The organism is Simiaoa sunii (assembly GCF_014337175.1).
GTDB classification, from domain to species: domain Bacteria; phylum Bacillota; class Clostridia; order Lachnospirales; family Lachnospiraceae; genus Acetatifactor; species Acetatifactor intestinalis.
In genome coordinates this window covers 3,225,054-3,246,878 of record NZ_CP060633.1, presented here as the reverse complement: position 1 = coordinate 3,246,878, position 21,825 = coordinate 3,225,054, and the positions used below count along the sequence as shown (strand labels likewise).

General features: G+C 49.3%; 22 protein-coding genes and 1 tRNA gene. 22 read left to right on the top strand and 1 reads right to left on the bottom strand.

Going from position 1 to position 21,825, the window contains the following annotated elements; genetic code table 11:
- The first annotated feature begins 258 nt into the window (after positions 1–258).
- From H9Q77_RS15080 to H9Q77_RS15055, 6 genes are all read left to right on the top strand, one after another.
- Complete coding sequence (locus tag H9Q77_RS15080) at positions 259–1,281, top strand: LacI family DNA-binding transcriptional regulator (protein WP_118546505.1); 1,023 nt, start codon at positions 259–261, stop codon at positions 1,279–1,281.
- Between the two features lie 99 nt (positions 1,282–1,380).
- A complete protein-coding gene (locus H9Q77_RS15075) occupies positions 1,381–2,787 on the top strand; it encodes a type 2 periplasmic-binding domain-containing protein (RefSeq protein WP_118546506.1) in 1,407 nt (468 codons plus the stop codon).
- A 233-nt stretch (positions 2,788–3,020) separates the two neighbouring features.
- Positions 3,021–3,935, top strand: coding sequence for a carbohydrate ABC transporter permease (locus H9Q77_RS15070; protein ID WP_118546507.1), 915 nt, complete (start codon positions 3,021–3,023; stop codon positions 3,933–3,935).
- Between the two features lie 12 nt (positions 3,936–3,947).
- On the top strand, positions 3,948–4,814 hold the full coding sequence (locus H9Q77_RS15065) for a carbohydrate ABC transporter permease (protein WP_022154584.1): 867 nt from the start codon (positions 3,948–3,950) through the stop codon (positions 4,812–4,814).
- A 128-nt stretch (positions 4,815–4,942) separates the two neighbouring features.
- Complete coding sequence (locus H9Q77_RS15060) at positions 4,943–5,128, top strand: hypothetical protein (protein WP_147365338.1); 186 nt, start codon at positions 4,943–4,945, stop codon at positions 5,126–5,128.
- A gap of 129 nt (positions 5,129–5,257) precedes the next feature.
- Positions 5,258–5,497: a cysteine-rich small domain-containing protein gene (locus tag H9Q77_RS15055; protein WP_118546508.1), complete on the top strand. Its 240-nt coding sequence runs from the start codon at positions 5,258–5,260 to the stop codon at positions 5,495–5,497.
- Positions 5,498–5,590: 93 nt separating this feature from the next.
- Here the strand turns inward: H9Q77_RS15055 and H9Q77_RS15050 are convergent.
- A tRNA-Ser gene (locus H9Q77_RS15050) sits at positions 5,591–5,677 on the bottom strand.
- Between the two features lie 224 nt (positions 5,678–5,901).
- On the opposite strand from H9Q77_RS15050, the gene acpP reads away from it, so the two are divergent.
- From acpP to H9Q77_RS14970, 16 genes are all read left to right on the top strand, one after another.
- Complete coding sequence (acpP, locus tag H9Q77_RS15045; protein WP_117466369.1) at positions 5,902–6,126, top strand: acyl carrier protein; 225 nt, start codon at positions 5,902–5,904, stop codon at positions 6,124–6,126.
- A gap of 134 nt (positions 6,127–6,260) precedes the next feature.
- The gene (gene fabK / locus H9Q77_RS15040; protein ID WP_118546509.1) at positions 6,261–7,199 is read left to right on the top strand and encodes an enoyl-[acyl-carrier-protein] reductase FabK; all 939 of its coding nucleotides are present in this window, start codon (positions 6,261–6,263) and stop codon (positions 7,197–7,199) included.
- A 137-nt stretch (positions 7,200–7,336) separates the two neighbouring features.
- Entirely contained in the window at positions 7,337–8,323 is a 987-nt protein-coding gene (gene fabD / locus H9Q77_RS15035; protein ID WP_249326056.1) for an ACP S-malonyltransferase, read from the top strand.
- Complete coding sequence (gene fabG / locus H9Q77_RS15030) at positions 8,317–9,072, top strand: 3-oxoacyl-[acyl-carrier-protein] reductase (RefSeq protein ID WP_249326055.1); 756 nt, start codon at positions 8,317–8,319, stop codon at positions 9,070–9,072. Before fabD ends, fabG begins: the two co-directional genes overlap by 7 nt.
- A gap of 63 nt (positions 9,073–9,135) precedes the next feature.
- Positions 9,136–10,377, top strand: a complete 1,242-nt coding sequence (gene fabF, locus H9Q77_RS15025; RefSeq protein WP_249326053.1) for a beta-ketoacyl-ACP synthase II — start codon at positions 9,136–9,138, stop codon at positions 10,375–10,377.
- 107 nt (positions 10,378–10,484) lie between these two features.
- Entirely contained in the window at positions 10,485–10,913 is a 429-nt protein-coding gene (gene fabZ / locus H9Q77_RS15020; RefSeq protein ID WP_249326051.1) for a 3-hydroxyacyl-ACP dehydratase FabZ, read from the top strand.
- 70 nt (positions 10,914–10,983) lie between these two features.
- Entirely contained in the window at positions 10,984–12,639 is a 1,656-nt protein-coding gene (gene accD / locus H9Q77_RS15015; RefSeq protein WP_249326050.1) for an acetyl-CoA carboxylase, carboxyltransferase subunit beta, read from the top strand.
- Between the two features lie 24 nt (positions 12,640–12,663).
- Positions 12,664–13,725 carry an NAD(P)H-dependent flavin oxidoreductase gene (locus H9Q77_RS15010; protein WP_249326049.1) on the top strand — a complete coding sequence of 354 codons (1,062 nt, stop codon included), beginning with the start codon at positions 12,664–12,666 and terminating at the stop codon, positions 13,723–13,725.
- Positions 13,722–14,786 carry a beta-ketoacyl-ACP synthase III gene (locus H9Q77_RS15005; RefSeq protein WP_249326048.1) on the top strand — a complete coding sequence of 355 codons (1,065 nt, stop codon included), beginning with the start codon at positions 13,722–13,724 and terminating at the stop codon, positions 14,784–14,786. Before H9Q77_RS15010 ends, H9Q77_RS15005 begins: the two co-directional genes overlap by 4 nt.
- 117 nt (positions 14,787–14,903) lie before the next feature.
- Positions 14,904–15,353 (top strand): MarR family winged helix-turn-helix transcriptional regulator, encoded by a 450-nt coding sequence (locus H9Q77_RS15000; RefSeq protein ID WP_249326046.1) that lies wholly within the window; start codon positions 14,904–14,906, stop codon positions 15,351–15,353.
- A 178-nt stretch (positions 15,354–15,531) separates the two neighbouring features.
- The gene (locus H9Q77_RS14995; RefSeq protein WP_022152830.1) at positions 15,532–16,605 is read left to right on the top strand and encodes a 6-phosphofructokinase; all 1,074 of its coding nucleotides are present in this window, start codon (positions 15,532–15,534) and stop codon (positions 16,603–16,605) included.
- 43 nt (positions 16,606–16,648) lie between these two features.
- On the top strand, positions 16,649–18,229 hold the full coding sequence (gene dnaX, locus H9Q77_RS14990; protein WP_249326045.1) for a DNA polymerase III subunit gamma/tau: 1,581 nt from the start codon (positions 16,649–16,651) through the stop codon (positions 18,227–18,229).
- A gap of 193 nt (positions 18,230–18,422) precedes the next feature.
- On the top strand, positions 18,423–18,767 hold the full coding sequence (locus tag H9Q77_RS14985) for a YbaB/EbfC family nucleoid-associated protein (RefSeq protein ID WP_118546517.1): 345 nt from the start codon (positions 18,423–18,425) through the stop codon (positions 18,765–18,767).
- Positions 18,767–19,363 carry a recombination mediator RecR gene (gene recR / locus H9Q77_RS14980; RefSeq protein ID WP_022152833.1) on the top strand — a complete coding sequence of 199 codons (597 nt, stop codon included), beginning with the start codon at positions 18,767–18,769 and terminating at the stop codon, positions 19,361–19,363. The genes H9Q77_RS14985 and recR overlap by 1 nt, the downstream gene beginning before the upstream one ends.
- Positions 19,364–19,401: 38 nt before the next feature.
- Positions 19,402–20,445, top strand: coding sequence for an aldose epimerase family protein (locus H9Q77_RS14975; RefSeq protein ID WP_118693767.1), 1,044 nt, complete (start codon positions 19,402–19,404; stop codon positions 20,443–20,445).
- Between the two features lie 127 nt (positions 20,446–20,572).
- Entirely contained in the window at positions 20,573–21,730 is a 1,158-nt protein-coding gene (locus tag H9Q77_RS14970; protein WP_249326044.1) for a LysM peptidoglycan-binding domain-containing protein, read from the top strand.
- The last annotated feature ends 95 nt before the right edge of the window (positions 21,731–21,825 follow it).

Here is a 21,825-nt window from a genome sequence, read left to right as displayed (position 1 = left end):
GATTTACGAAACAAAATAGTAGCAAACGTTATCGCATACTTTGCCATTATATAGAAGAAACTCAATTGCTGCACAAGCCAAATGTACAAAAACACTTATTTGAAATTGTTAATTATAGACAAAGTGGATACTTTTTAGAAAAAAACTGCAAAAAAGTATTGCAAAATGCTCAAAGGTGGTATATATTAAAACTACGAAAACGATTAAGTTACAAAACAGGTCGGATGAAATGACGAAGACATGAAACAGGAGAACGGTATGGCATCATTGAAAGACATTTCCAAGATTTGTGGAGTCTCCGTTGCAACTGTCAGCAAGGCACTGAACGACCACAAGGACATTGGAGAAGAAACCAAAGCAAATATCAGACGGGTAGCCAAGGAGATGGGATATTCCCCGAACCTTTCCGCCAGAGCACTGAAGACGAACAGAACTTATGGAATAGGAGTCCTCTTCGTAGATGAAGCACAAAGCGGTCTGACCCATGATTACTTTTCCAGTGTACTGGACAGCTTCAAGAGGACTGCAGAGAAGAGCGGTTACGACATTACCTTTATTAACAGCTGCAAGAACCGTTCGGATCGGATGTCCTACCTGGAACACAGCAGGTACAGAGGCTTTGACGGAGTGGTGCTCGCCTGTATCGATTTCGCAGATCCCGAAGTCATCGAATTAGTACAGAGTTCCATCCCAGTAGTTACTATTGACTATCTGTTTAATAACCGTATCGCGATCATGTCGGACAATGTGGCAGGTATGAAAGAACTGCTGGAATACATATATAGCAGAGGACATAGAAAAATTGCCTATATACACGGCGCAATGTCAGCGGTTACCTCGGGACGATTATCCAGCTTCTACCGGACGGCAGAACGACTGGGACTACAGATTCCCGATGAGTACATCAGAGAGGCAGCCTACAGAGATACAACCACAACCTATCGTGTGACCAACGAATTACTGGATCTTCCGGATCCACCGACATGTATCATTTATCCGGATGATTTCGCTTCCTTCGGAGGCATCAATGCTATCAGGGAGAGGGGGTTACAGATTCCCGAAGATATCTCGGTGGCAGGATACGATGGGATTCAGTCCGCAAGACAGCTGGAGCCCAGGCTGACCACAGTCCAGCAGGATACCGAACAGATCGGCTGTCTTGCAGCCAGAGAACTGATCAGCCTCATAGAGAGACCCAAGACCACCATTATCGAACAGGTCATAGTACCCGGTAAGGTAGTGGAAGGCAAGTCGGTAGCACAGATCCCGACAGACAAATAATCAGGCATTTATATGGAAGCGCCGCAACCGCAACCATATGAAGATAAATGCAACAAGCACTTACAACAAACATTCAACAAAAAATGGGAGGAAACAAACATGAAGAAAAAAGTACTTAGTGCTTTACTTACAACCGCTATGCTTGCCAGTATGCTGGTAGGCTGTGGCAGCAGCAACGATGCTCCTGCAGCAGCTTCCAGTGAGGCAGCACCCGCAGCATCCACCGAAGCAGCAGCTTCTACCGAGGTAGCAGCTGAACCTGCTACAGAGGAAGGCAAAGTCTTCAACATCTACTGCTGGAACGAGGAGTTCAAGAGCCGTCTGACAGATCATTATCCCGGATATGAAGAAGTAGACGGAACCACCGGTAAGATCGGTGACATCACTGTAAAGTGGAACATCACTCCTTCTGATGACAACGCTTATCAGAACAATCTGGATGCAACACTGTTAAAGCAGGCTGATGCAGCAGCTGATGACAAGATCGACCTGTTCCTGGTTGAGGCTGACTACGCATTGAAATATGTTGATACCGACTACACAATGCCTGTTAAGGATCTGGGCATCACCGATGCAGATCTGGCTAACCAGTATCAGTACACCAAGGATGTTGTTACCGACTCCAACGGCAATCTGAAGGGTGTTTCATGGCAGGGTTGCCCCGGCGTTCTGATTTACAACCGTGAAGCTGCTAAGGCTGTTCTGGGAACCGATGATCCTGCAGAGGTTCAGAAGTCTGTATCTGATTGGGATACCTTTACCGCAACCGCTGAGAAGATGAAAGCAGCCGGTTACAACATGGTATCTTCCGTAAACGATACTTATCGTGTATACTCCAACAACGTATCCGGCAAATGGGTACAGGATGGCAAGATTGTAATCGATGACAACCTGATGAAGTGGGTTGATGACTCCAAGAAGATGGTTGACGCTAAGGAAACCGGTACCTTCGACTTGTGGTCTGATGACTGGAGCAAAGGCTTCTATCCCGATGGCAAAGTATTCTGCTACTTTGGACCCGCTTGGCTGATCAACTTCTCCATGGCAGCTGATACCGATGGATCTATCGCAAATCAGGGTGGCTGGGGCGCTACTGAAGGACCTCAGGGCTTCTTCTGGGGCGGTACTTGGATCTGCGGTGCTACCGGAACCGACAACGCTTCTCTGGTTAAGGATATCATCCTGAAGATGACCACTGATGAAGACATCATGAAAGAGATCGTTGTAGCTGATGATGATTTCGTAAACAACAAACCCGCTATGGAAGCTATGGCAGCAGATACCTCTTATCAGAGCAAGGTACTGGGCGGACAGAACCCTCTGGCTATGTTCTGCGCAGGCGCTGAGAAGATCGATCTGAGCAACCTGTCTGCATACGATCAGGGATGTAACGAAGAGTTCCAGCATGCTATGAAGAACTACTTCGATGGCAAGGCTTCTCTGGATGATGCACTGAATCTGTTCTACAAGGCTGTAGAAGAGAAGTATCCTGAGCTTACTCACTAATCCGAAATGATAAGCGAATAGCGAAACAATAAGGAATTGAGAACCGTGCCTGCCTGGCTGGTCAGGTAGGCACGGTTTTTCTCTCAAAATTCCCGGTTGGCAGAAGCTTTTTTCAGAAGAAGATAATTAAGAACAAAAAGAAGAGAGCTGCTGCGAGCCTGATCGGAAACAAAGAAAGGCACGAAAAACGTAAAGTCGCTAAGAGAGCATGACGGCAAAAGGGAGGAATCATTATGGCAAAGGTAAAACGCGGAAAGGTGGTACGCTATAATAAGTGGGGGTATATTTTCCTGATCCCCTTTGTAGTAGTGTATGTATTATTCCAGTTGATCCCGTTGTTCAGGACATTTTATTACAGCTTTTTTGAAAATTACCGTTCCGGACTGACACAGATCGGACCGAATTTCATCGGATTTGGTAACTATGCAAAGCTGTTGTCCAATCCGGACCTGTGGATGTACACCAAGAATACATTGATCATGTGGATACTGGGATTTGTACCGCAGATCATCATATCTCTGCTTCTGGGTGCATGGTTCTCGGATCCCAGCCTTAGATTAAAGGGACAGAGATTCTTCAAGACAGTGATCTATCTGCCGAACCTGATCATGGCTTCCGCATTTGCAATGTTGTTCTTCACGCTGTTCTCTGATGGTGGTCCTATCAATGAAATGCTGATGCAGATCGGAATCTTAAAGGAGCCATATCAGTTCCTTACAAACGTATGGAGTACCAGAGGTCTGGTAGCATTGATGAACTTCCTGATGTGGTTTGGTAATACAACGATCCTCCTGATGGCAGGTATGATGGGTATCGATACTTCCCTCTTCGAGGCAGCCGAGGTAGACGGAGCAACCTCTACCCAGGTATTCTTCAAGATTACATTACCTTTGTTGAAGCCGATTCTGATCTACGTAATGATCACATCCCTGATCGGTGGTCTGCAGATGTTCGATGTACCTCAGATTCTGACCAACGGTAAGGGCGATCCTATGAGATCCAGCATGACCCTGATCATGTACCTGAACAACCATTTGTACAGTAAGAACTACGGAATGAGTGGTGCGTTGTCTGTAATGTTGTTCATTATCACAGGTATCCTGAGCTTGATCGTATTTAAGTTCTCGAACGGCAAACAGGATAAGTAGGAGGTGGCAGAAATGTTGAGCGTAGAAACAAACGAGACAAAAAAAGGTCTGGGCATTCATGCCAGAAGAGCACTTGCATATATCGTACTGGTTATTATGAGTTTTCTCTGCCTGTTCTGGTTCTATATACTGTTTGTAAATGCAACTAGATCCAAAGGCGAGCTGACACAGGGATTTACCCTGCTGCCCAGCACACATCTGATCCAGAACTGGAAGGGTGTCATGGCAGGAACCCTGCCGGTAGTCAGAGGTATGATCAACAGCCTTGTAGTAGCAACCTGCAGTGCTGTGCTGTGTACCTACTTCTCTACCATGACCGCATATGCGATCCATGTATATGATTTTAAGTTAAAGAAGTTCATGTTTACCTTTATCCTGGCAATCATGACCATTCCTACCCAGGTTACCGCACTCGGATTTATCCAGTTGGTAGCTGATATGAAGCTGGAGGATAACTTTATCCCCCTGATCATCCCGGCAATCGCAGCACCCGCTACTTTCTTCTATATGAAGCAGTACATGGAAAGTGCATTGCCCCTGTCTCTGGTAGAGGCAGCCAGAATCGATGGTTCCGGTGAGTTCCGTACATTTAATTCCATCGTATTGCCGCTGATGAAGCCGGCAATCGCAGTACAGGCGATCTTCACTTTCGTAGCGAACTGGAATAACTACTTCACACCGGCACTGGTTCTGCATGATGACAAGATGAAGACATTACCTATCCTGATCGCTCAGCTGCGTTCCGCAGACTTCCTGAAGTTTGATATGGGTCAGGTGTATGTAACGATTGCATTCTCTATCTTCCCTGTTATCATCGTATACCTGTTCCTTTCCAAGTACATTGTCCAGGGCGTGGCAATGGGAAGCGTCAAGGGTTAATATTTCGCCAACAACATTCAATACATAAATCTCTCCTGAAAAGCGGCACTCTTCCCCGGAGTGGCGCTTTTCGCTTGCAAAAAAACGGGGAAACGGGTATAAAATAAAGAGAAGGGTGAACGTGTATTTTGAGGAAGAAAGAGGTAATTGCCATGCAGATGTATGAGGTGACAGCGCTGGCACCGGAAGGACCGGAGGAAGTCTATCAGGCGATGGTGTTTGCAGAGGATGAAGATGATGCCTTGAACCAGCTGGAGGAACAGCTGAAAGAGCAGAAGATTGCCCATGGAATGTGCATGGCGGAAGAAGTGTAGTGTGAAGTGTGAAAAGAACTTCTGATCACTCAGAGCAAGGGCTCTTTCGTGAAGAAGTTCTAAGTTTCACACGCAAATTTGCGCCAATGCGCAAACTTTGCAGGTTATGGAAGGATGTGAGTGTTGCAAATGGAAAATTCCTATCGTTTTTTTGAGAATAAAGATTGTAAATATTTCCCCTGCCACAAGGGACTTGCAGATTTCAACTGCCTGTTCTGCTACTGCCCCATGTACCGCTTGGAGCACTGCCCAGGGAATCCCCGGTATTTCGAGAAAAACGGCAGACGGATCAAGGACTGCTCAGACTGCACCTTCCCACATGATCCGGAGCATTATGATACGATCATGCAGATCCTGCGGGAGACGTAACACATTTTTCTGGAAAATAAACACATATTTTGCACATTTTTCTAAAACGAAAAGCCGATAGTCTGTTTTCACAGATTATCGGCTTTTTATGCGCGGAGACGGTGGGATTTGAACCCACGTGCCCGAGAAGGGCTAACGCATTTCGAGTGCGCCCCGTTATGACCACTTCGATACGTCTCCAAAGGATTACAACGTAGATTATTTTATCTGAAAAATGCCGGTTTGGCAAGGGGAGAAACAAAAAATCCTGATTTTACCGCCAGAGCGATGAAAATAATATATGTGGTAATAATAAAAAAAGATGTTGACAGAACAACATCCGCGTAGTATATTGCATTTAAATACTTTGATAGTCAAAATAATTTGACGAAGAAAGACTTTAAATGCATAAGGAGAGCAAAAACATGTTAGAAAAAGTAGCAGCTATCATCAGAGAACAGTTAAACCAGGAGAATGTAGAGATCACAGAGGCAACCCGTTTCAAGGAGGATCTGGAAGTGGATTCCCTGGATCTGTTTGAACTGGTAATGGCATTTGAGGAGGAATATGGTGTGTCCATTCCTTCCGAGGAATTGGAAAATATGGCAACAGTAGGTGATGTTATCAGATATATTCAGGAGCAGGCGTAAGAACTGCATATCGGGGCGGGTCCTAAGGTCTTTCACCCACTTATGAGCAAGCTCATGTGGGCTTAGACCTTAGGACCCTGGTATCATCAGAATATGTAATATAACGCAGAACGACGAGAAGGATCAGAAAGACAATGAGAACAAAGATCACGGAACTTCTACAAATCGAATATCCTATTTTCCAGGGCGGCATGGCATGGGTGGCGGAACATAAGCTGGCGGCAGCGGTATCGAATGCCGGAGGATTAGGCATCATCGGGGCTGCTTCCGCTCCGCCGGAGGTCGTCCGGGAGGAAATCCGTAAATGTAAAGAGCTGACCGACAAGCCCTTCGGCGTGAATATCATGCTGCTCAATCCCAACGCAGAGGAAGTAGCGAAGATTGTCGTGGAAGAAGGAGTAAAAGCGGTAACGACTGGTGCTGGAAACCCGGGAAAATTCATGGAACTGTGGAAGAATGCCGGAGTGAAAGTCATTCCGGTGGTAGCCAGTGTGGCTATGGCGAAGATGATGGAGCGTGCCGGAGCGGACGCTGTGGTGGCGGAAGGCATGGAAAGCGGTGGACATATCGGTTCCACCACGACCATGGCGCTGGTTCCGCAGGTAGTGGATGCGGTATCTATCCCGGTGATCGCAGCCGGAGGTATCGCCGATGGCAGAGGAATGGCGGCGGCTTTTATGCTGGGAGCGGAAGGTATCCAGATGGGCACCCGGTTCGTAGCATCGAAGGAATCTATTGTCCATGAAAATTATAAGAATCAGATCATCAAGGCAAAGGATATCGATTCCGTGGTCACGGGAATGTCTACCGGACATCCGGTGCGTTCCCTGCGCAATCAGATGACCAGAGAGTATCTGAAGTTGGAAAAGGAAAATGCAGACTTCATGGAGTTGGAAAAGCTGACGTTGGGATCTCTTAGGAAGGCAGTGCAGGATGGGGATACCGTAAATGGAACCCTGATGGCGGGACAAATCGCAGGACTGATCCGCAGAGAACAGACCTGCCGTGAGATTATTGAAGAAACAGTGCAGCAGGCTCAGGAGTGCATAGCGGCACAAGGACAGCATAAATAAAATATAGCGACAGCTAACCGCTGACAGCAGATTTCGAACAGTGGCAGGCGGCGTAGTGTATATGGAAAACGGTGCGATAGAAACTGTGCTGTAATGAGGGGAACAAATCGTATCACATAGTAATAGGAGATGACAAAATGAGCAAGATTGCATATTTATTCCCGGGACAGGGATCTCAGTACATAGGAATGGGAAAAGAATTCCATGATACTTATCCGGAAGCACAGGCGGTATGGAAGCTGGCAGACAAGGTGCTTCAGAATCTATACTGGCAGGATAAACGGGAAAAGCAGGCGGATAGCGGACATCCGTACTCTATGGAGCAGCTGACCTTTGAGGAAAATCCTTATATCAACGTTACAGAATATACGCAGATCGCTATGCTTACCATGGAAGTCGCAATCCTGAAGGTACTGGAAGCCAAGGGTCTGAAAGCGGAGATGGCAGCAGGTTTAAGCCTGGGAGAATATGGGGCGCTGGCTGCTGCTGGTGTGATGGAACTGCCGGACCTGTTCCGGATCATAAGGATGCGTGGTATCTATATGCAGGAGGCCTATCCGGAAGGCGGAGCCATGACAGCAGTATTGGGACTGGACGGAGATGCTGTGGCAGCAATCTGCGAACGGACAGCAAAAGAAACCGGCAAAGTCGTCTCCGTGGCAAATTATAACTGCCCGGGACAGATCGTGATCACCGGAGAGGCAGATGCAGTAGAGGCGGCATCAGAAGCGCTGAAAGAAGCAGGTGCAAAACGCTGTATCCCCTTAAAGGTCAGCGGACCATTCCACTCAGCCCTGTTAAAAAATGCAGGAGAACAATTGGCAGAAGAACTGAAAAGCGTCAAGCTGTCAACCCCTTGGATTCCTTATGTATCCAACGTAACAGCGGATTATGTGACAGATGCGTCACAGGTTGCGGAACTGCTGAAACAACAGGTATCCAGTCCCGTTCATTTCACCCAGAGTGTAGAGCGGATGATCGCAGATGGCGTGGACACTTTCATAGAGATTGGCCCGGGGAAGACACTCGGCAGCTTCGTACGGAAAATTGACAGAAATGTCAAAGTATACAATATCGAGAAACCGGAGGATCTGGACCGGGTGATGGAGGAACTGGCATGTTGACAGGAAAAAGTCTGACAGGACAAGTTGCTATTGTCACAGGGGCATCACGGGGCATCGGAAAAGCAGTGGCACAGGCACTGGCAACAGAAGGAGCCACGGTGATCATTAATTATAACGGCTCTGCAGAGGCGGCGGAAGCAGTGGCGGAGGACATCCGAAGCCAAGGCGGTATGGCGGAGACTGTGAAGTGCAATGTTGCGGATTTTGCAGAGAGTGAAGCCTTTGTAAAGGCAGTAACAGAGAAATACGGCAGAGTTGACATCCTTGTCAATAACGCCGGGATCACGCGGGACAATCTGATCGTGCGGATGACGGAAGAAGAGTTCAATGCAGTCCTGGATACGAACCTGAAAGGCGCATTTCACATGATCCGGCATCTGACGAAGACCTTTATGAAGCAGAGATATGGGAAAATCATCAATATCTCTTCTGTCAGTGGCATCGTCGGGAATGCAGGGCAGGCTAATTATTCCGCCTCCAAGGCGGGACTGATCGGTCTGACGAAAAGTGTAGCGAGAGAACTGGCATCCCGGAATATCTGTGTGAATGCCGTGGCACCCGGATTTATCCGGACAGATATGACAGATAAGCTTCCGGAGGCGGTACAGGATAATGCGGTTGGACAGATCCCGCTTAAGAAAATGGGAAGACCGGAGGATGTCGCACAGGCGGTACTGTTTCTGGCAGGAAATGCCTCGGACTATATCACCGGCCAGGTACTGTGCGTGGACGGCGGTATGGCGATGTAAAAATGGTCCGAAACAGTAAAGCAGAATAGAAAATAAGTCAGGATGCGAGGGAGTATATCACGTATGGATAAGAATAGAAGAGTTGTAGTAACAGGCATGGGAGCCATCACTCCCATCGGCAACAGCGTAGAGGAATTTTGGAGTGGTATCAAAGAGGGCAAAACCGGATTCGGTCCTATCACCTATTTTGATACTGCGGATTACCGTTGTAAGCTGGCGGCGGAAGTGAAGGATTTTGATCCCACACAATATATGGACAAAAAATCCGCCCGCAGAATGGAGCAGTTCTGCCAGTTCGCCGTGGCGGCTGCCGGACAGGCGATCGCAGATGCAGGTCTTATTATGGAACAGGAAGATCCGTATATGGTGGGCTGCAGTGTGGGAAGCGGCATCGGAAGCTTACAGGCCATGGAACGGGAATATGACCGCCTGAAGGAAAAAGGTCCCGGCAGGGTAGGACCCATGCTGGTGCCTCTGATGATCTCCAATATGGCAGCAGGTAATGTCAGCATTGCCTATGGGCTGAAGGGCAAGAGCCTGAACGTTGTGACTGCCTGTGCAACCGGTACACATTCCATCGGAGAAGCATATCGTACGATCCAGTACGGTGATGCAGACGTGATGGTAGCCGGAGGAACGGAAAGTTCTATTACACCCATCGGCATTGCCGGATTTTCCGCACTGACAGCATTGTCGTTTAGTGAAGATCCTCAGAGAGCTTCTATTCCCTTCGATAAAGACCGCAATGGTTTCGTTATGGGAGAAGGCTCGGCGGTAGTGGTACTGGAAGAACTGGAGCATGCAAAGAAACGCGGAGCGAAGATCTATGCGGAGCTGATCGGTTATGGCTGTTCTTCGGATGCTTACCATATTACATCCCCCGCGGAGGACGGCAGCGGAGCAGCCACCGCCATGCTGAACGCCTTAAAAGACGGCGGTGTGGCGCCGGAGGAGCTTACTTATATTAATGCCCATGGAACCAGCACCCATCATAATGACCTGTTCGAGACCAGAGCTATCAAGCTTGCATTTGGAGAACATGCGTATGACCTGAAGATCAATTCCACCAAATCCATGGTGGGACATCTTTTAGGAGCAGCGGGTGCAGTGGAATTCGTCACCTGCGTAAAAGAAATTCAGGAAGGCTATATCCACCGTACCGTGGGACTGCGTGAGACGGAGGAGGAACTGGATCTGAATTACTGTCGGGACAGCTATGAAGAAGAGGTGCCTTATGCACTGACCAATTCGTTGGGCTTCGGCGGACATAATGCGAGTCTGTTGCTAAAGAAGTACATAGAATAACCGCAGCAGATGTTCAAGACACAGGATAGAAGGCAGAGCATCAACGAGGACGATTGCAGAATGCGAGGAAGTAGTTGATACGACAGCATTCGCAGAACGGAGGAACAATGTCAGTTTATAACACCCAGGAAATCATGGAGATTCTGCCCCACAGACATCCCTTTCTGCTGATCGATACTATCGAGGAGCTGGAGCCCGGTGTTCGGGCAGTGGGACGAAAAAATGTGACCTTTAACGAACCGTATTTTGCCGGGCATTTTCCGGGGAATCCGGTGATGCCGGGCGTGTTGATCATGGAAGCACTGGCACAGACAGGGGCTGTAGCAATTCTGTCTCTGCCGGAGAACCGAGGCAAGACAGCTTATTTTGCAGGGATCGACAAGGCAAAATTCAAACAGATGGTGCGCCCCGGAGACACCTTGGAACTGGAGACCACCATTATCCGCAGCAAGGGACCAGTGGGCGTCGGGGAAGCAATCGCCACGGTAAACGGAAAACTGGCGGCGAAAGCAGAACTTACCTTTGCGGTAAAATAAAAATAGTCTGCGGAAGTTTTTTATGAGTGGGACAGAGAGATAAGAGTGACGCAGAATAAGAGGTGCAAGTATGGGAAATGTAACGATAGAAACAGAGATCAAATGCCCGAAATGTAAGAAAATGATAAACAGAGACCGGGCAGCGAAAAATAAATATGTCTGTTACGAATGTGGTTATTATTTCCGGGTGAAGACCCACAACCGGATTCGCATGGTGGCAGACCGGAAAAGCTTTCAGCCTTGGTTCGAGGAGATAGAAGAGAGCAATCCACTGAAATATGAGGGCTATGAAGAAAAACTGTCGGAGGCCAGGGAAAAGTCCGGCGTGAAAGAAGCTGTGACCGTAGGTGAATGCGAGATTTACGGGGAAAAGGCTGTGATCGGCATCTGCGAATCCAAATTTATGATGGGAAGCATGGGGCATGTGGTCGGCGAGAAAGTCACCCGGGCAATTGAAAAGGCGACAGAATTGCGGCTGCCTGTATTTTTGTTCTGCTGTTCCGGCGGTGCGAGAATGCAGGAGGGAATTGTGTCGCTGATGCAGATGGCAAAGACCTCCGCAGCGATCAAACGGCATGGAGAAGCAGGACTTCTCTATGCGACTATTTTGACGGATCCCACCACAGGTGGCGTAACGGCCAGCTTTGCCATGCTGGGAGATGTGATCATGGCGGAACCGGGAGCCTTGATCGGCTTCGCAGGACCGAGAGTCATTAAGCAGACCTTGGGACAGCGTCTCCCTGACGGCTTCCAGACAGCGGAATTTTTACAGGAGCATGGTTTTGTGGACGGTATCGTCCGCCGGGAGAATCTGAAGAAGACCTTATATTTCCTGATCACGACGCATCGGTGCAGTGAGGGGAATTATGCAGATTTTAAGAAAAATATTGACTTCCATTTTGAACCTACGGAGATTGTGAAGGAACGGTCATTCCTGACACTCCCCAGAACGGCATGGGAAAAGGTCAAGACCGTCCGGAGAGTGGACAGACCGGCAGCGACCGACTATATTCCCTACATTTTCGATTATGTAGTGGAAGCTCACGGAGACCGTTATTATGGGGATGATAAAGCACTGGTAGGTGCGGTGGCATTCCTGGACGGGCAGCCGATGACAGTGCTGGCAGATGTGAAGGGCAAGGATTTTGCGGAGTGTGCCAGACGCAATTACGGTATGCCCATGCCGGAGGGGTATCGTAAGGCACTGCGCCTGATGAAACAGGCGGAGAAATTCAACAGACCCATTATCAGCTTTGTAAATACGCCGGGAGCTTTCTGCGGCGTGGAGGCAGAGGAGAGAGGCCAGGGCGAGGCCATTGCCCGGAATCTGCTGGAGATGTCAGCCTTAAAAGTACCGGTATTATGTATCCTTATCGGAGAAGGCGGCAGCGGTGGGGCGCTGGCTACGGCGGTAGGCAATGAGGTATGGATGATGGAAAATGCCACATACTCGATCCTGTCTCCCGAAGGCTTTGCTTCTATATTATGGAAGGATGCTGACAGAGCCAGAGAAGCCAGTGAAGTCATGAACATCACTTCGGAAGATCTGAAACGGCTTGGTGTCATTGAGCGGATCGTACCGGAATACGGTGGGGCAGACCAAAGTACCGTGGAAGCCATCGGCGGGTATCTCAAGGAACATATCAAGGAATTTCTGCAAAAATATACCGGCATGACCGGTGAACAGATCGCAGAGGAACGTTATGAAAGGTTCCGCAAGTATTAAGGCGGTAACGAGAGGTGATGTGGGATGAAGCACGGAAAAATGATCCTGGGGGAATTACATGCAGATATTCCCGTGATCCAGGGAGGCATGGGTGTGGGGATCAGTCTGTCCGGACTGGCCGGAGCAGTGGCAGCTGCCGGTGGAATCGGCATCATTTCTACTGCCCAGATCGGTTTCCGGGAGCAGGATTTTGACAGAGATCCCATCGCCTGTAATCTGCGTACTATCGGAAAAGAAATAGAAAAAGCAAGGCAGATCGCAAGAGGAGGTATCGTCGGTGTTAACATCATGGTGGCAACACAACGCTACGAGGATTATGTCAGGGCAGCAGTGCTGGCAGGTACCGACTGTATTATCTCCGGTGCCGGACTGCCGTTAGATCTGCCCGGAATCGTAGCAGAGACGGAGGATAGGATGCCCGGGCGCAGCCACAGGACGATGCTGGCTCCGATCGTGTCGAGCACCCGTGCCCTGTCGGTCGTCACGAAATACTGGATGAAAAAATACGACAGAAAGCCGGACTTTCTCGTGGCGGAGGGACCGTTGGCAGGAGGGCATCTGGGATTTAAAAAAGAAGAACTGGATGCATATACACCGCAGACATATGAGAAGGAACTTACAGCAATGATCCGGCAGGCGGCAGAACTGGGGATCCCTCTGATCGCTGCGGGCGGAATCTACACCGGTGAGGACAAAGAACACTGCATGTCGTTGGGGGCTGCGGGGGTACAGATGGGTACCCGGTTCGTGACCACACGGGAATGTGATGCGGCGGATGCCTACAAGCAGGCATATCTCAGCGCACGGAAAGAAGACATTGTCATTGTGAAAAGCCCTGTGGGAATGCCGGGCAGAGCCATACAGAATGCTTTTCTGGAAAAAGTGGCGGCCGGAGAACGGTTTATGACCGGATGCAGACATTGCATTAAGACCTGCGACCCGAAGACGGCGCCCTATTGTATCACCAGAGCGTTGATCAATGCGGCGACGGGAGATGTGGATAACGGACTGTTGTTCTGTGGCAGCAATGCCTGGCGGGCACAGAAAATAGAAAGAACAGTGGATATCATGGAGGAAATGGCGTGAGGACCATAAGAATCACCGGAACCGGAAGTGCACTTCCGGGAAGGATTGTTACAAATAAAGAATTGGAGCAGATGGTAGAAACCTCGGATGAATGGATCCGTGAGAGAACCGGTATCGGTGAGCGTCATGTGTCTGTGGGGGAGACAGTTGTGACACTTGCGTCAGAAGCAGCCCGTAAAGCACTGGAACAGGCAGGAAAAAGAGCGGAAGAGATCGACCTGATCCTGGTGGCAACCTGCTCTCCGGAGCAGTATCTGCCCTGTTGCGCCTGTCAGGTGCAGGCGGACATCGGCGCAGTGAATGCACTGGCTTTTGATGTGAATGCGGCCTGTTCCGGATTTTTGTTTGCACTGAATACCGCGGATGCCTATCTGCGGACGGGACTTGCGGAAAATGCGCTGGTCATCGGCAGTGAGGTACTGTCTAAACTGGTGGATTGGAAGGACCGGGGCAGCTGTATTCTGTTCGGAGACGGTGCCGGAGCGGTAGTCGTAGAACGATGCAAGGCAGAGTCCCGAGCGGTGGAATACGGTAACGCTTTGGCGGAGACAGAGGAGAGACGGATACCTGCAGCAGGCATTCTGGGACGGGCGCTCCATTCCGACGGCACCGGTGGTGGAGTCCTGCAATGTGGAGCGAGAGAACTGACAACCCCCTATGCAAGGACTTCAGCGGCAAAAACAGACCAAAACCAGCCGACGGACGGCAGAGAACCTTATATTCAGATGGATGGACAGGAAGTGTACCGGTTCGCCACCAGACGGGTGCCGCAATGCATTGAGGAAGCGCTGTCAGATGCCGGACTTGCTGTGCCGGATATTGATATGTTCGTATTGCATCAGGCCAACGCACGTATTATTGATGCAGTGGCGAAAAGACTGCATGCAGACAGAGACAAATTCCCCACCAATCTGGAAAGGGTCGGAAATATGTCATCCGCTTCCATTCCGGTACTGCTGGATGAACTGAACAGGCAAAGAAAGCTGCACCGCGGCGACCGCGTCGTTCTGGCGGGATTCGGAGCCGGGCTTACGATTGGGGCTTGCGTGATGACCTGGTAGACGGTATACTGATAACGACTAAGGACACGACAACGGCATGGACGCGGTCCGGTAGACAGGAAGCCTGCGGTCCGGGAGCATTGCCGGTATACCAGAGAAACATTTATTGGGAAAACTATGGAAAAAAGCAACAACCGGGTACTGAATGAATTGCTGGTGAACCTGTTCCATAACGTGATGGATGCAGAGGCAAAGGCGGTCATAACAGAAGAATTCAAGGATATTACGAATAATGATATGCACATTCTGGAGGCTATCGGCATCGAGGAACCAAAGAGTATGTCCCGGATCGCGGGGGAACTCCACGTCACCGTGGGAACCCTGACCACGAATATGAACAGTCTGGAGAAAAAAGGCTACCTGGAGCGTAACCGCAGCACACAGGACAAACGTGTGGTGCTGGTGACCCTGACAGAGAAGGGGCGGAAAGCTTTTTTTCATCACAGAGATTTCCACAGGAAAATGATCCATACGATCATTCGGGATCTGGACGAAGAAGAAATGAAGACATTGATCAAATGTCTGGGAAAACTGGATACATTTTTCAGAGATGGCAATGCAGAGTGACCGGAGAGCTCCGGTTACTCTTTTTTGTTTGCAGGATATCGAAATCTTTCGGAAATTACAACAAACTATTTTCAGATGAAAACAAATGTATTAAAATAGAAATAGCGATTCAAAATGTTGGATAGTTATAGTAGACGCAAGAGAAAATAATGAAATTATAGAAACGGAGGATCCTACGATGAAGAGAATCGGAATGTTAACGAGCGGTGGTGACTGCCAGGCCCTGAACGCAGCCATGAGAGGCGTGGTGAAGACCCTGGCGAACGGCAAGGAAGAGGTGGAGATCTACGGCTTCCTGGATGGTTACAGAGGACTGATCTACGGTAATTTCCGCATGCTGACAGACAAGGATTTCTCCGGCATCCTTACCAAGGGCGGCACGATTCTGGGAACCTCCCGTACCCCCTTCAAGACGATTCAGGATCCGGATCCCAACGGGCTGAACAAAGTGGAAGCCATGAAGCAGAACTATTACAAGCTGCAGCTGGACTGCCTTGTAATTCTCGGTGGTAACGGCACTCACAAGACGGCTAACCTGTTGCGCAAGGAAGGACTGAATATCGTGACCCTGCCCAAGACCATCGACAATGACCTGTGGGGTACTGATATGACCTTCGGTTTCCAGAGCGCAGTAGATATTGCTACGGATGCCATCGACTGCATCCATACCACAGCAGCTTCCCACGGCAGAGTATTCATCGTGGAAGTGATGGGACATAAGGTAGGATGGCTTACCCTGAATGCAGGCATGGCCGGCGGCGCGGATATCATTTTGATTCCCGAGATTCCTTATGATATCGATAAGGTGATCGAGAAAATTGAAGACAGAGACAAAAAAGGCTGCCGTTTTACCATCATCGCGGTAGCCGAAGGTGCTATCTCCAAAGAGGATGCAGCCCTTCCGAAAAAAGATTACAAGAAAAAGATGGAAAAATATCCGTTCCCTTCCGTATCCTATGAAGTGGCTGCGCAGATCCAGGAGAAGACCGGCAGAGAAGTACGTGTCACTGTACCTGGTCATATGCAGAGAGGAGGAAGCCCCTGCCCTTACGACAGAGTATTCGCCAGTCGTCTGGGCTCCGAGGCAGGCAAGCTGATCCTGGACAACCAGTACGGCTTCATGGTAGGCTATAAGAACCGTGAGATCGTAAGAGTTCCGTTAGAGGATGTAGCGGGCAAGCTTAAGACCGTGGATCCTGATGCCACCATCGTGCAGGAGGCGAAGATGCTGGGCATCTGCTTTGGCGATTAAGAAAGTCTTCACGGCAGAACAAAGTTAGGAAGAGAGAAAACACATGTCATATACAGCGCTATACCGGAAGTTTCGTCCGGATGCTTTTTCCGATGTCAAGGGTCAGGATCATATCGTGACCACACTGAAGAATCAGCTACGGGCGAACCGGATCGGCCATGCGTATCTGTTCACCGGAACGAGAGGTACCGGTAAAACTACGGTGGCGAAAATTTTTGCGAAAACAGTGAACTGCGAACACCCCACAGAGGACGGCCCCTGTGGGGAATGCCGTATTTGTAAGGCGATTGCGGCGGGAGCCAGCATGAATGTCATCGAGATCGACGCGGCTTCCAACAACGGTGTGGACAATATCCGTGAGATCATCGACGAGGTATCCTATTCCCCTGCGGAGGGAAAATACAAGGTCTACATCATCGACGAGGTGCATATGCTCTCCCCCGGAGCTTTCAACGCATTGTTAAAAACTTTGGAAGAGCCGCCCTCTTATGTTATTTTTATTCTGGCGACCACAGAGGTGCACAAGATCCCCATTACGATCCTGTCCCGTTGCCAGAGATATGATTTTAAACGAATCTCCATTGATACCATCACGGATCGCATGAAGGAACTGATGGACACGGAGCAGGTACAGGTGGAGGACAGAGCTCTGCGCTACATTGCGAAAGTAGCGGACGGTTCCATGCGTGATGCGCTAAGCCTTCTGGATCAGTGTATCGCGTTCCATCTGGGCAAGGAGCTGACCTACGACATGACCCTGGATGTGTTGGGGGCAGTGGATACGGAAGTGTTCAGCAGATTGCTGCGCTTCGTCATGGACCGGAATGTGTTAGGCTGCATTGAGCTGTTGGAAGAGATTGTCATGCAGGGCAGAGAGCTGGTACAGTTCGTCACGGATTTCACCTGGTATCTGCGGAATCTGATGTTAGTACAGACGGCGGACAATCTGGAGGATGTCATAGATATGTCCACGGATAATCTGGCGAATCTGAAGGAAGAAGCTTCCATGCTTGCCATGGATCAGATCATCCGCTATATTCATATCTTCTCCGAACTGTCCGGACAGATCCGCTATGCGGCGCAGAAGCGTATCCTGGTAGAGATCGCGCTGATCAAGCTGTGCAAGCCGGAGATGGAGACAGATCAGGAAGCTGTCCTGGATCGTATCCGTCAGGTAGAGGAAAAAGTGGAAAACGGCATTGTCGTTACGGCGCAAATGCCTGCCGGAGCTCCCGGAGTACAGGGGGGACCGCAGGGTGGCGCGGCGAGACCAAAACCGGAGCTGCCCAAGGCTATCCCCGAGGATGTACAGGAGATCGTGCGAAAATGGCCGTCTATCGTAGGCAATGCGGAGAATCCTATGAAGATGTATCTGAAAAATGCCAGATTGAGCCTGGGCGGAGACAATAAGCTCATGGTGGTGCTGGAGGACGGACTGGCCTCCGATTATTTCAAGGGAGAAGCCCACGAGCAGAATAAGCAGCAGCTGGAGGCTTTATTGTCCGACTTTTCCGGCAAGGAGATCGAAGTGACGATCCAGACGGTGGAAAGCAACCGCCAGTTCGAGGACAACTACGTAGATCTTAGCAAAGTCATCAACATGGAGATCGATGAAGAGGAGTGATCCTGCATGAATTTAGGATTGCGACAGGCTTGCAGATAAGGTAAGATATAGTAATAACTCACCCATAGAAAGGCAGCGTGACTGCTTGCAGACAAAGCGGACTTCCTATGAGGGGAGTAAACATATATGTTATGATTTCGAAAGTGCGTAGCACTGAGAAATCAATTATAAATCATATGGAGGAAGTAATAACATGGCAAAAAGAGGTGGATTCCCCGGAGGCGCAATGCCCGGTAATATGAACAATCTGATGAAGCAGGCACAGAGAATGCAGCGTCAGATGGAAGAGGGACAGAAGGAATTAGAGACCAGGGAGTTCTCTGCATCCGCAGGCGGCGGAGCTGTGGAGGTGACCATCAACGGTAAAAAAGAGATCACATCCATCAAACTGGCAGAGGAGATCGTGGATCCCGAGGATATCGAGACATTACAGGATGCTATCGTGGCAGCAGCCAACGAGGCACTGCGCAAGGCTGACGAAGCCAATGCAGAGCTCATGGGCAAAATGACCGGAGGCTTAGGAGGATTTCCTTTCTAATGGAACTTTACAGCGGACAGATCAATAAATTAATAGATGAACTGGCAGCCCTGCCCGGGATTGGCAGTAAGTCCGCACAAAGACTGGCTTTTCACCTGATCAATATGCCGAAGGACCGTGTGGACAGACTGGCGAATGTCATGATCGAGGCCAGAGCCAATGTCCGGTACTGTAAGGAGTGTTATACCCTGACGGATAAGGAAATCTGCCCGGTGTGCGCAAATCCCAGAAGAGATCATCATACGATCATGGTTGTGGAGAATACCAGAGACCTGGCAGCCTATGAGAAGACCGGCAAATACGAAGGTGTGTACCATGTCCTGCATGGTGCCATCTCGCCCATGCTGGGCGTGGGACCCGGTGATATCAAGCTGAAGGAACTGATGGAACGCCTGCAGGGAGATGTGCAGGAAGTGATCATTGCGACCAATTCCAGCCTGGAGGGCGAGACTACGGCAATGTATATCAGTAAATTGATCAAACCGACCGGGATCAAGGTGACCAGAATTGCCAGCGGAGTGCCCGTGGGTGGTGATCTGGAATATATCGATGAGGTAACATTGCTCCGTGCCTTAGAAGGCAGAGTGGAGTTATAAGCAGCAGAGAAAATGAATAAATGTGGGAGGAGAAGACAATGGCAGTAACAAAAAGTGTATTTGGGAAAAGCCCCGAAGGGAGAGAGATCTCTCTGTATACCCTGAGCAATAGCAAGGGAATGCAGGCAAAGGTAACAGATCTCGGTGCGAATCTGGTAGGAATCCTGGTACCGGATGTGCAGGGTGTGACAGCTGATGTGACACTGGGCTTTGACAGCGTGGACCGTTATTATAAGAATTACAGCTTCTTCGGTGCAGTGATCGGACCCTGTGCGAACCGTACCGCAGGGGCAGCATATACATTAGACGGTGTGGATTATCGGATGGATCAAAATGACGGACCCAACAACCTGCACACACATATTGAGCTGGGATTCCATAAGAGAATCTGGGATGCGGTACCGGGAGAGAACAGTGTCACCTTTTCTCTGGAGGACGAGGATGGATATCTGGGATTCCCCGGACATAAAAAGGTGTCCGTAACCTATTCCCTGGACGAGGAGAATGCCTTAAGACTGCATTATCATGCGTCCAGTGACAAACGGACTATTTTTAATCTGACCAATCATTCCTATTTTAATCTGGACGGACAAGGTACCGGCAGAATTGAGGACCATGAATTATGGCTGGGAGCTTCCCATTTCACACCTGTGGTACCGGGATCTATTCCTACCGGTGAGATCTGCGCAGTGGCGGGCACACCCATGGATTTCACACAGCCGAAGAAGATCGGAAGAGATATTGAAGCAGACTTTGAACAGTTAAAACTGACAGGTGGCTATGATCATAATTTCTGCATTGATGACTGGGATGGCAGCCTGAAACATATTGCGACTGCAAAAGGACCGAAGAGTGGCAGAGTGATGAAGGTATATACCACATTGCCCGGCGTACAGTTCTATGCAGGTAACTTTATCGCACCGGAGGAGGGAAAAGCAGGCGCAGCCTATGATAATAGAAGCGGATTCGCCCTGGAGACCCAGTATTATCCGGATACCATTCATCATGAGAACTTCCCTTCTTATATCTTTGGTGGGGAAAATGGTGATTATGATTCTGTGACCGTATATAAATTCGAGTAAATAAATAGTTATGCAAACTTTGTCGAAGTGTTTTTTTAAGGACGCGACAAAGAACGCTAAAATACCTCCTGTGCGGATGCTATAGTTAGTGATAACTGATAGAAACGGCATGGGAGGTGTTTTTTGTATGGAATTACCGAAAAATATAACGCAGATCGGAGAGGCGGACAAGCACTGCAGAGTCTATGTGGAAGATTATGTGGTATCTTACATAAAACAAATGAACGGAATGGCACAGAACAAAGACATTGCCATTGCGCTGTATGGCAGACGGACGACGGAGAATGGTGTGGCTTATCTGTTCGCCTATGGTTCGGCGAAACTGAATTTTCTGCAAAAACCGATACGGCACCTGTCCCAGGCACAGGAGCAGGAGATCGAGAAGCTGCGGAAGAAGTATTTTCCGGAAATGACATTTTTAGGATATCAGATCCTGAATGGCGAGATGGTGGAAGGCTTCCGGATCTGTGAGCAGGAGATCTGCCGGTATGTGGCAGGTTATGCACAATTTTATGAAAAAAATGACAGCATGCTGGCGTATATGCTGGAGAACCGGGGAGAGGAAGCGGAACCGGAGAAACTGGATCAGGAAAAATATGAGGTCGTAAAGAAGCGGCAGGAAGAACGCAGACAGAGACAGGAAAGCGGACATGCCGGGCGTGTCGAATATACCGGACGAGCGGAACATAGGGATAATATTATTCCCATGCCTACGGAGGGACTGCGCCGGATGAAGATGGCAGCCACGGGAGTGTTCGTACTGCTGTGCGTTATGGCACTGGCACTGATGCGGCAGGAAAACACCGGGGAATCCCTGGGAGAGACGGCCAGGCAGGCGATGAGCAGTCTCATGGAGCAGAAATTACCGGATGCGGTGGAGGAGCAGAACCAGGTCAGTACACTCGTGGCGGAGGACAAGCTGGAAGAGGCACTGCGGCAGGAAAACAATGCCATGGCAGAGAGCGCGACAGCTACAGCGGAGACCACTGTGCCGGAGACGATGGAGACCGAAGCTGCTGTGGAAGACACAACAGAGGTAACAGAAGAACCGCAGCCGACACCGACACCGGAACCGACACCTGAAGTGACAGTGGAATCGGAAACACCACAGACACAGGCAGCTGTGGCACAGCCGACGGCTTATACGATCAAGAAAGGTGACACATTGATCGGTATCTCTTTACGTAATTACGGAAGCAATACAAAAGTGTCGGAAATCTGTGCACTGAATGGAATCACAGATCCGGATGACATCAAAATCGGACAGGAAATCCTTTTGCCGTAAAAAACTTATTTTCAAAAGGTAAGATTATGGTATACTGTTAATGTTACACAATGGTCATGATGATCATTAGATATAAGAATACATAAGGAAATAAA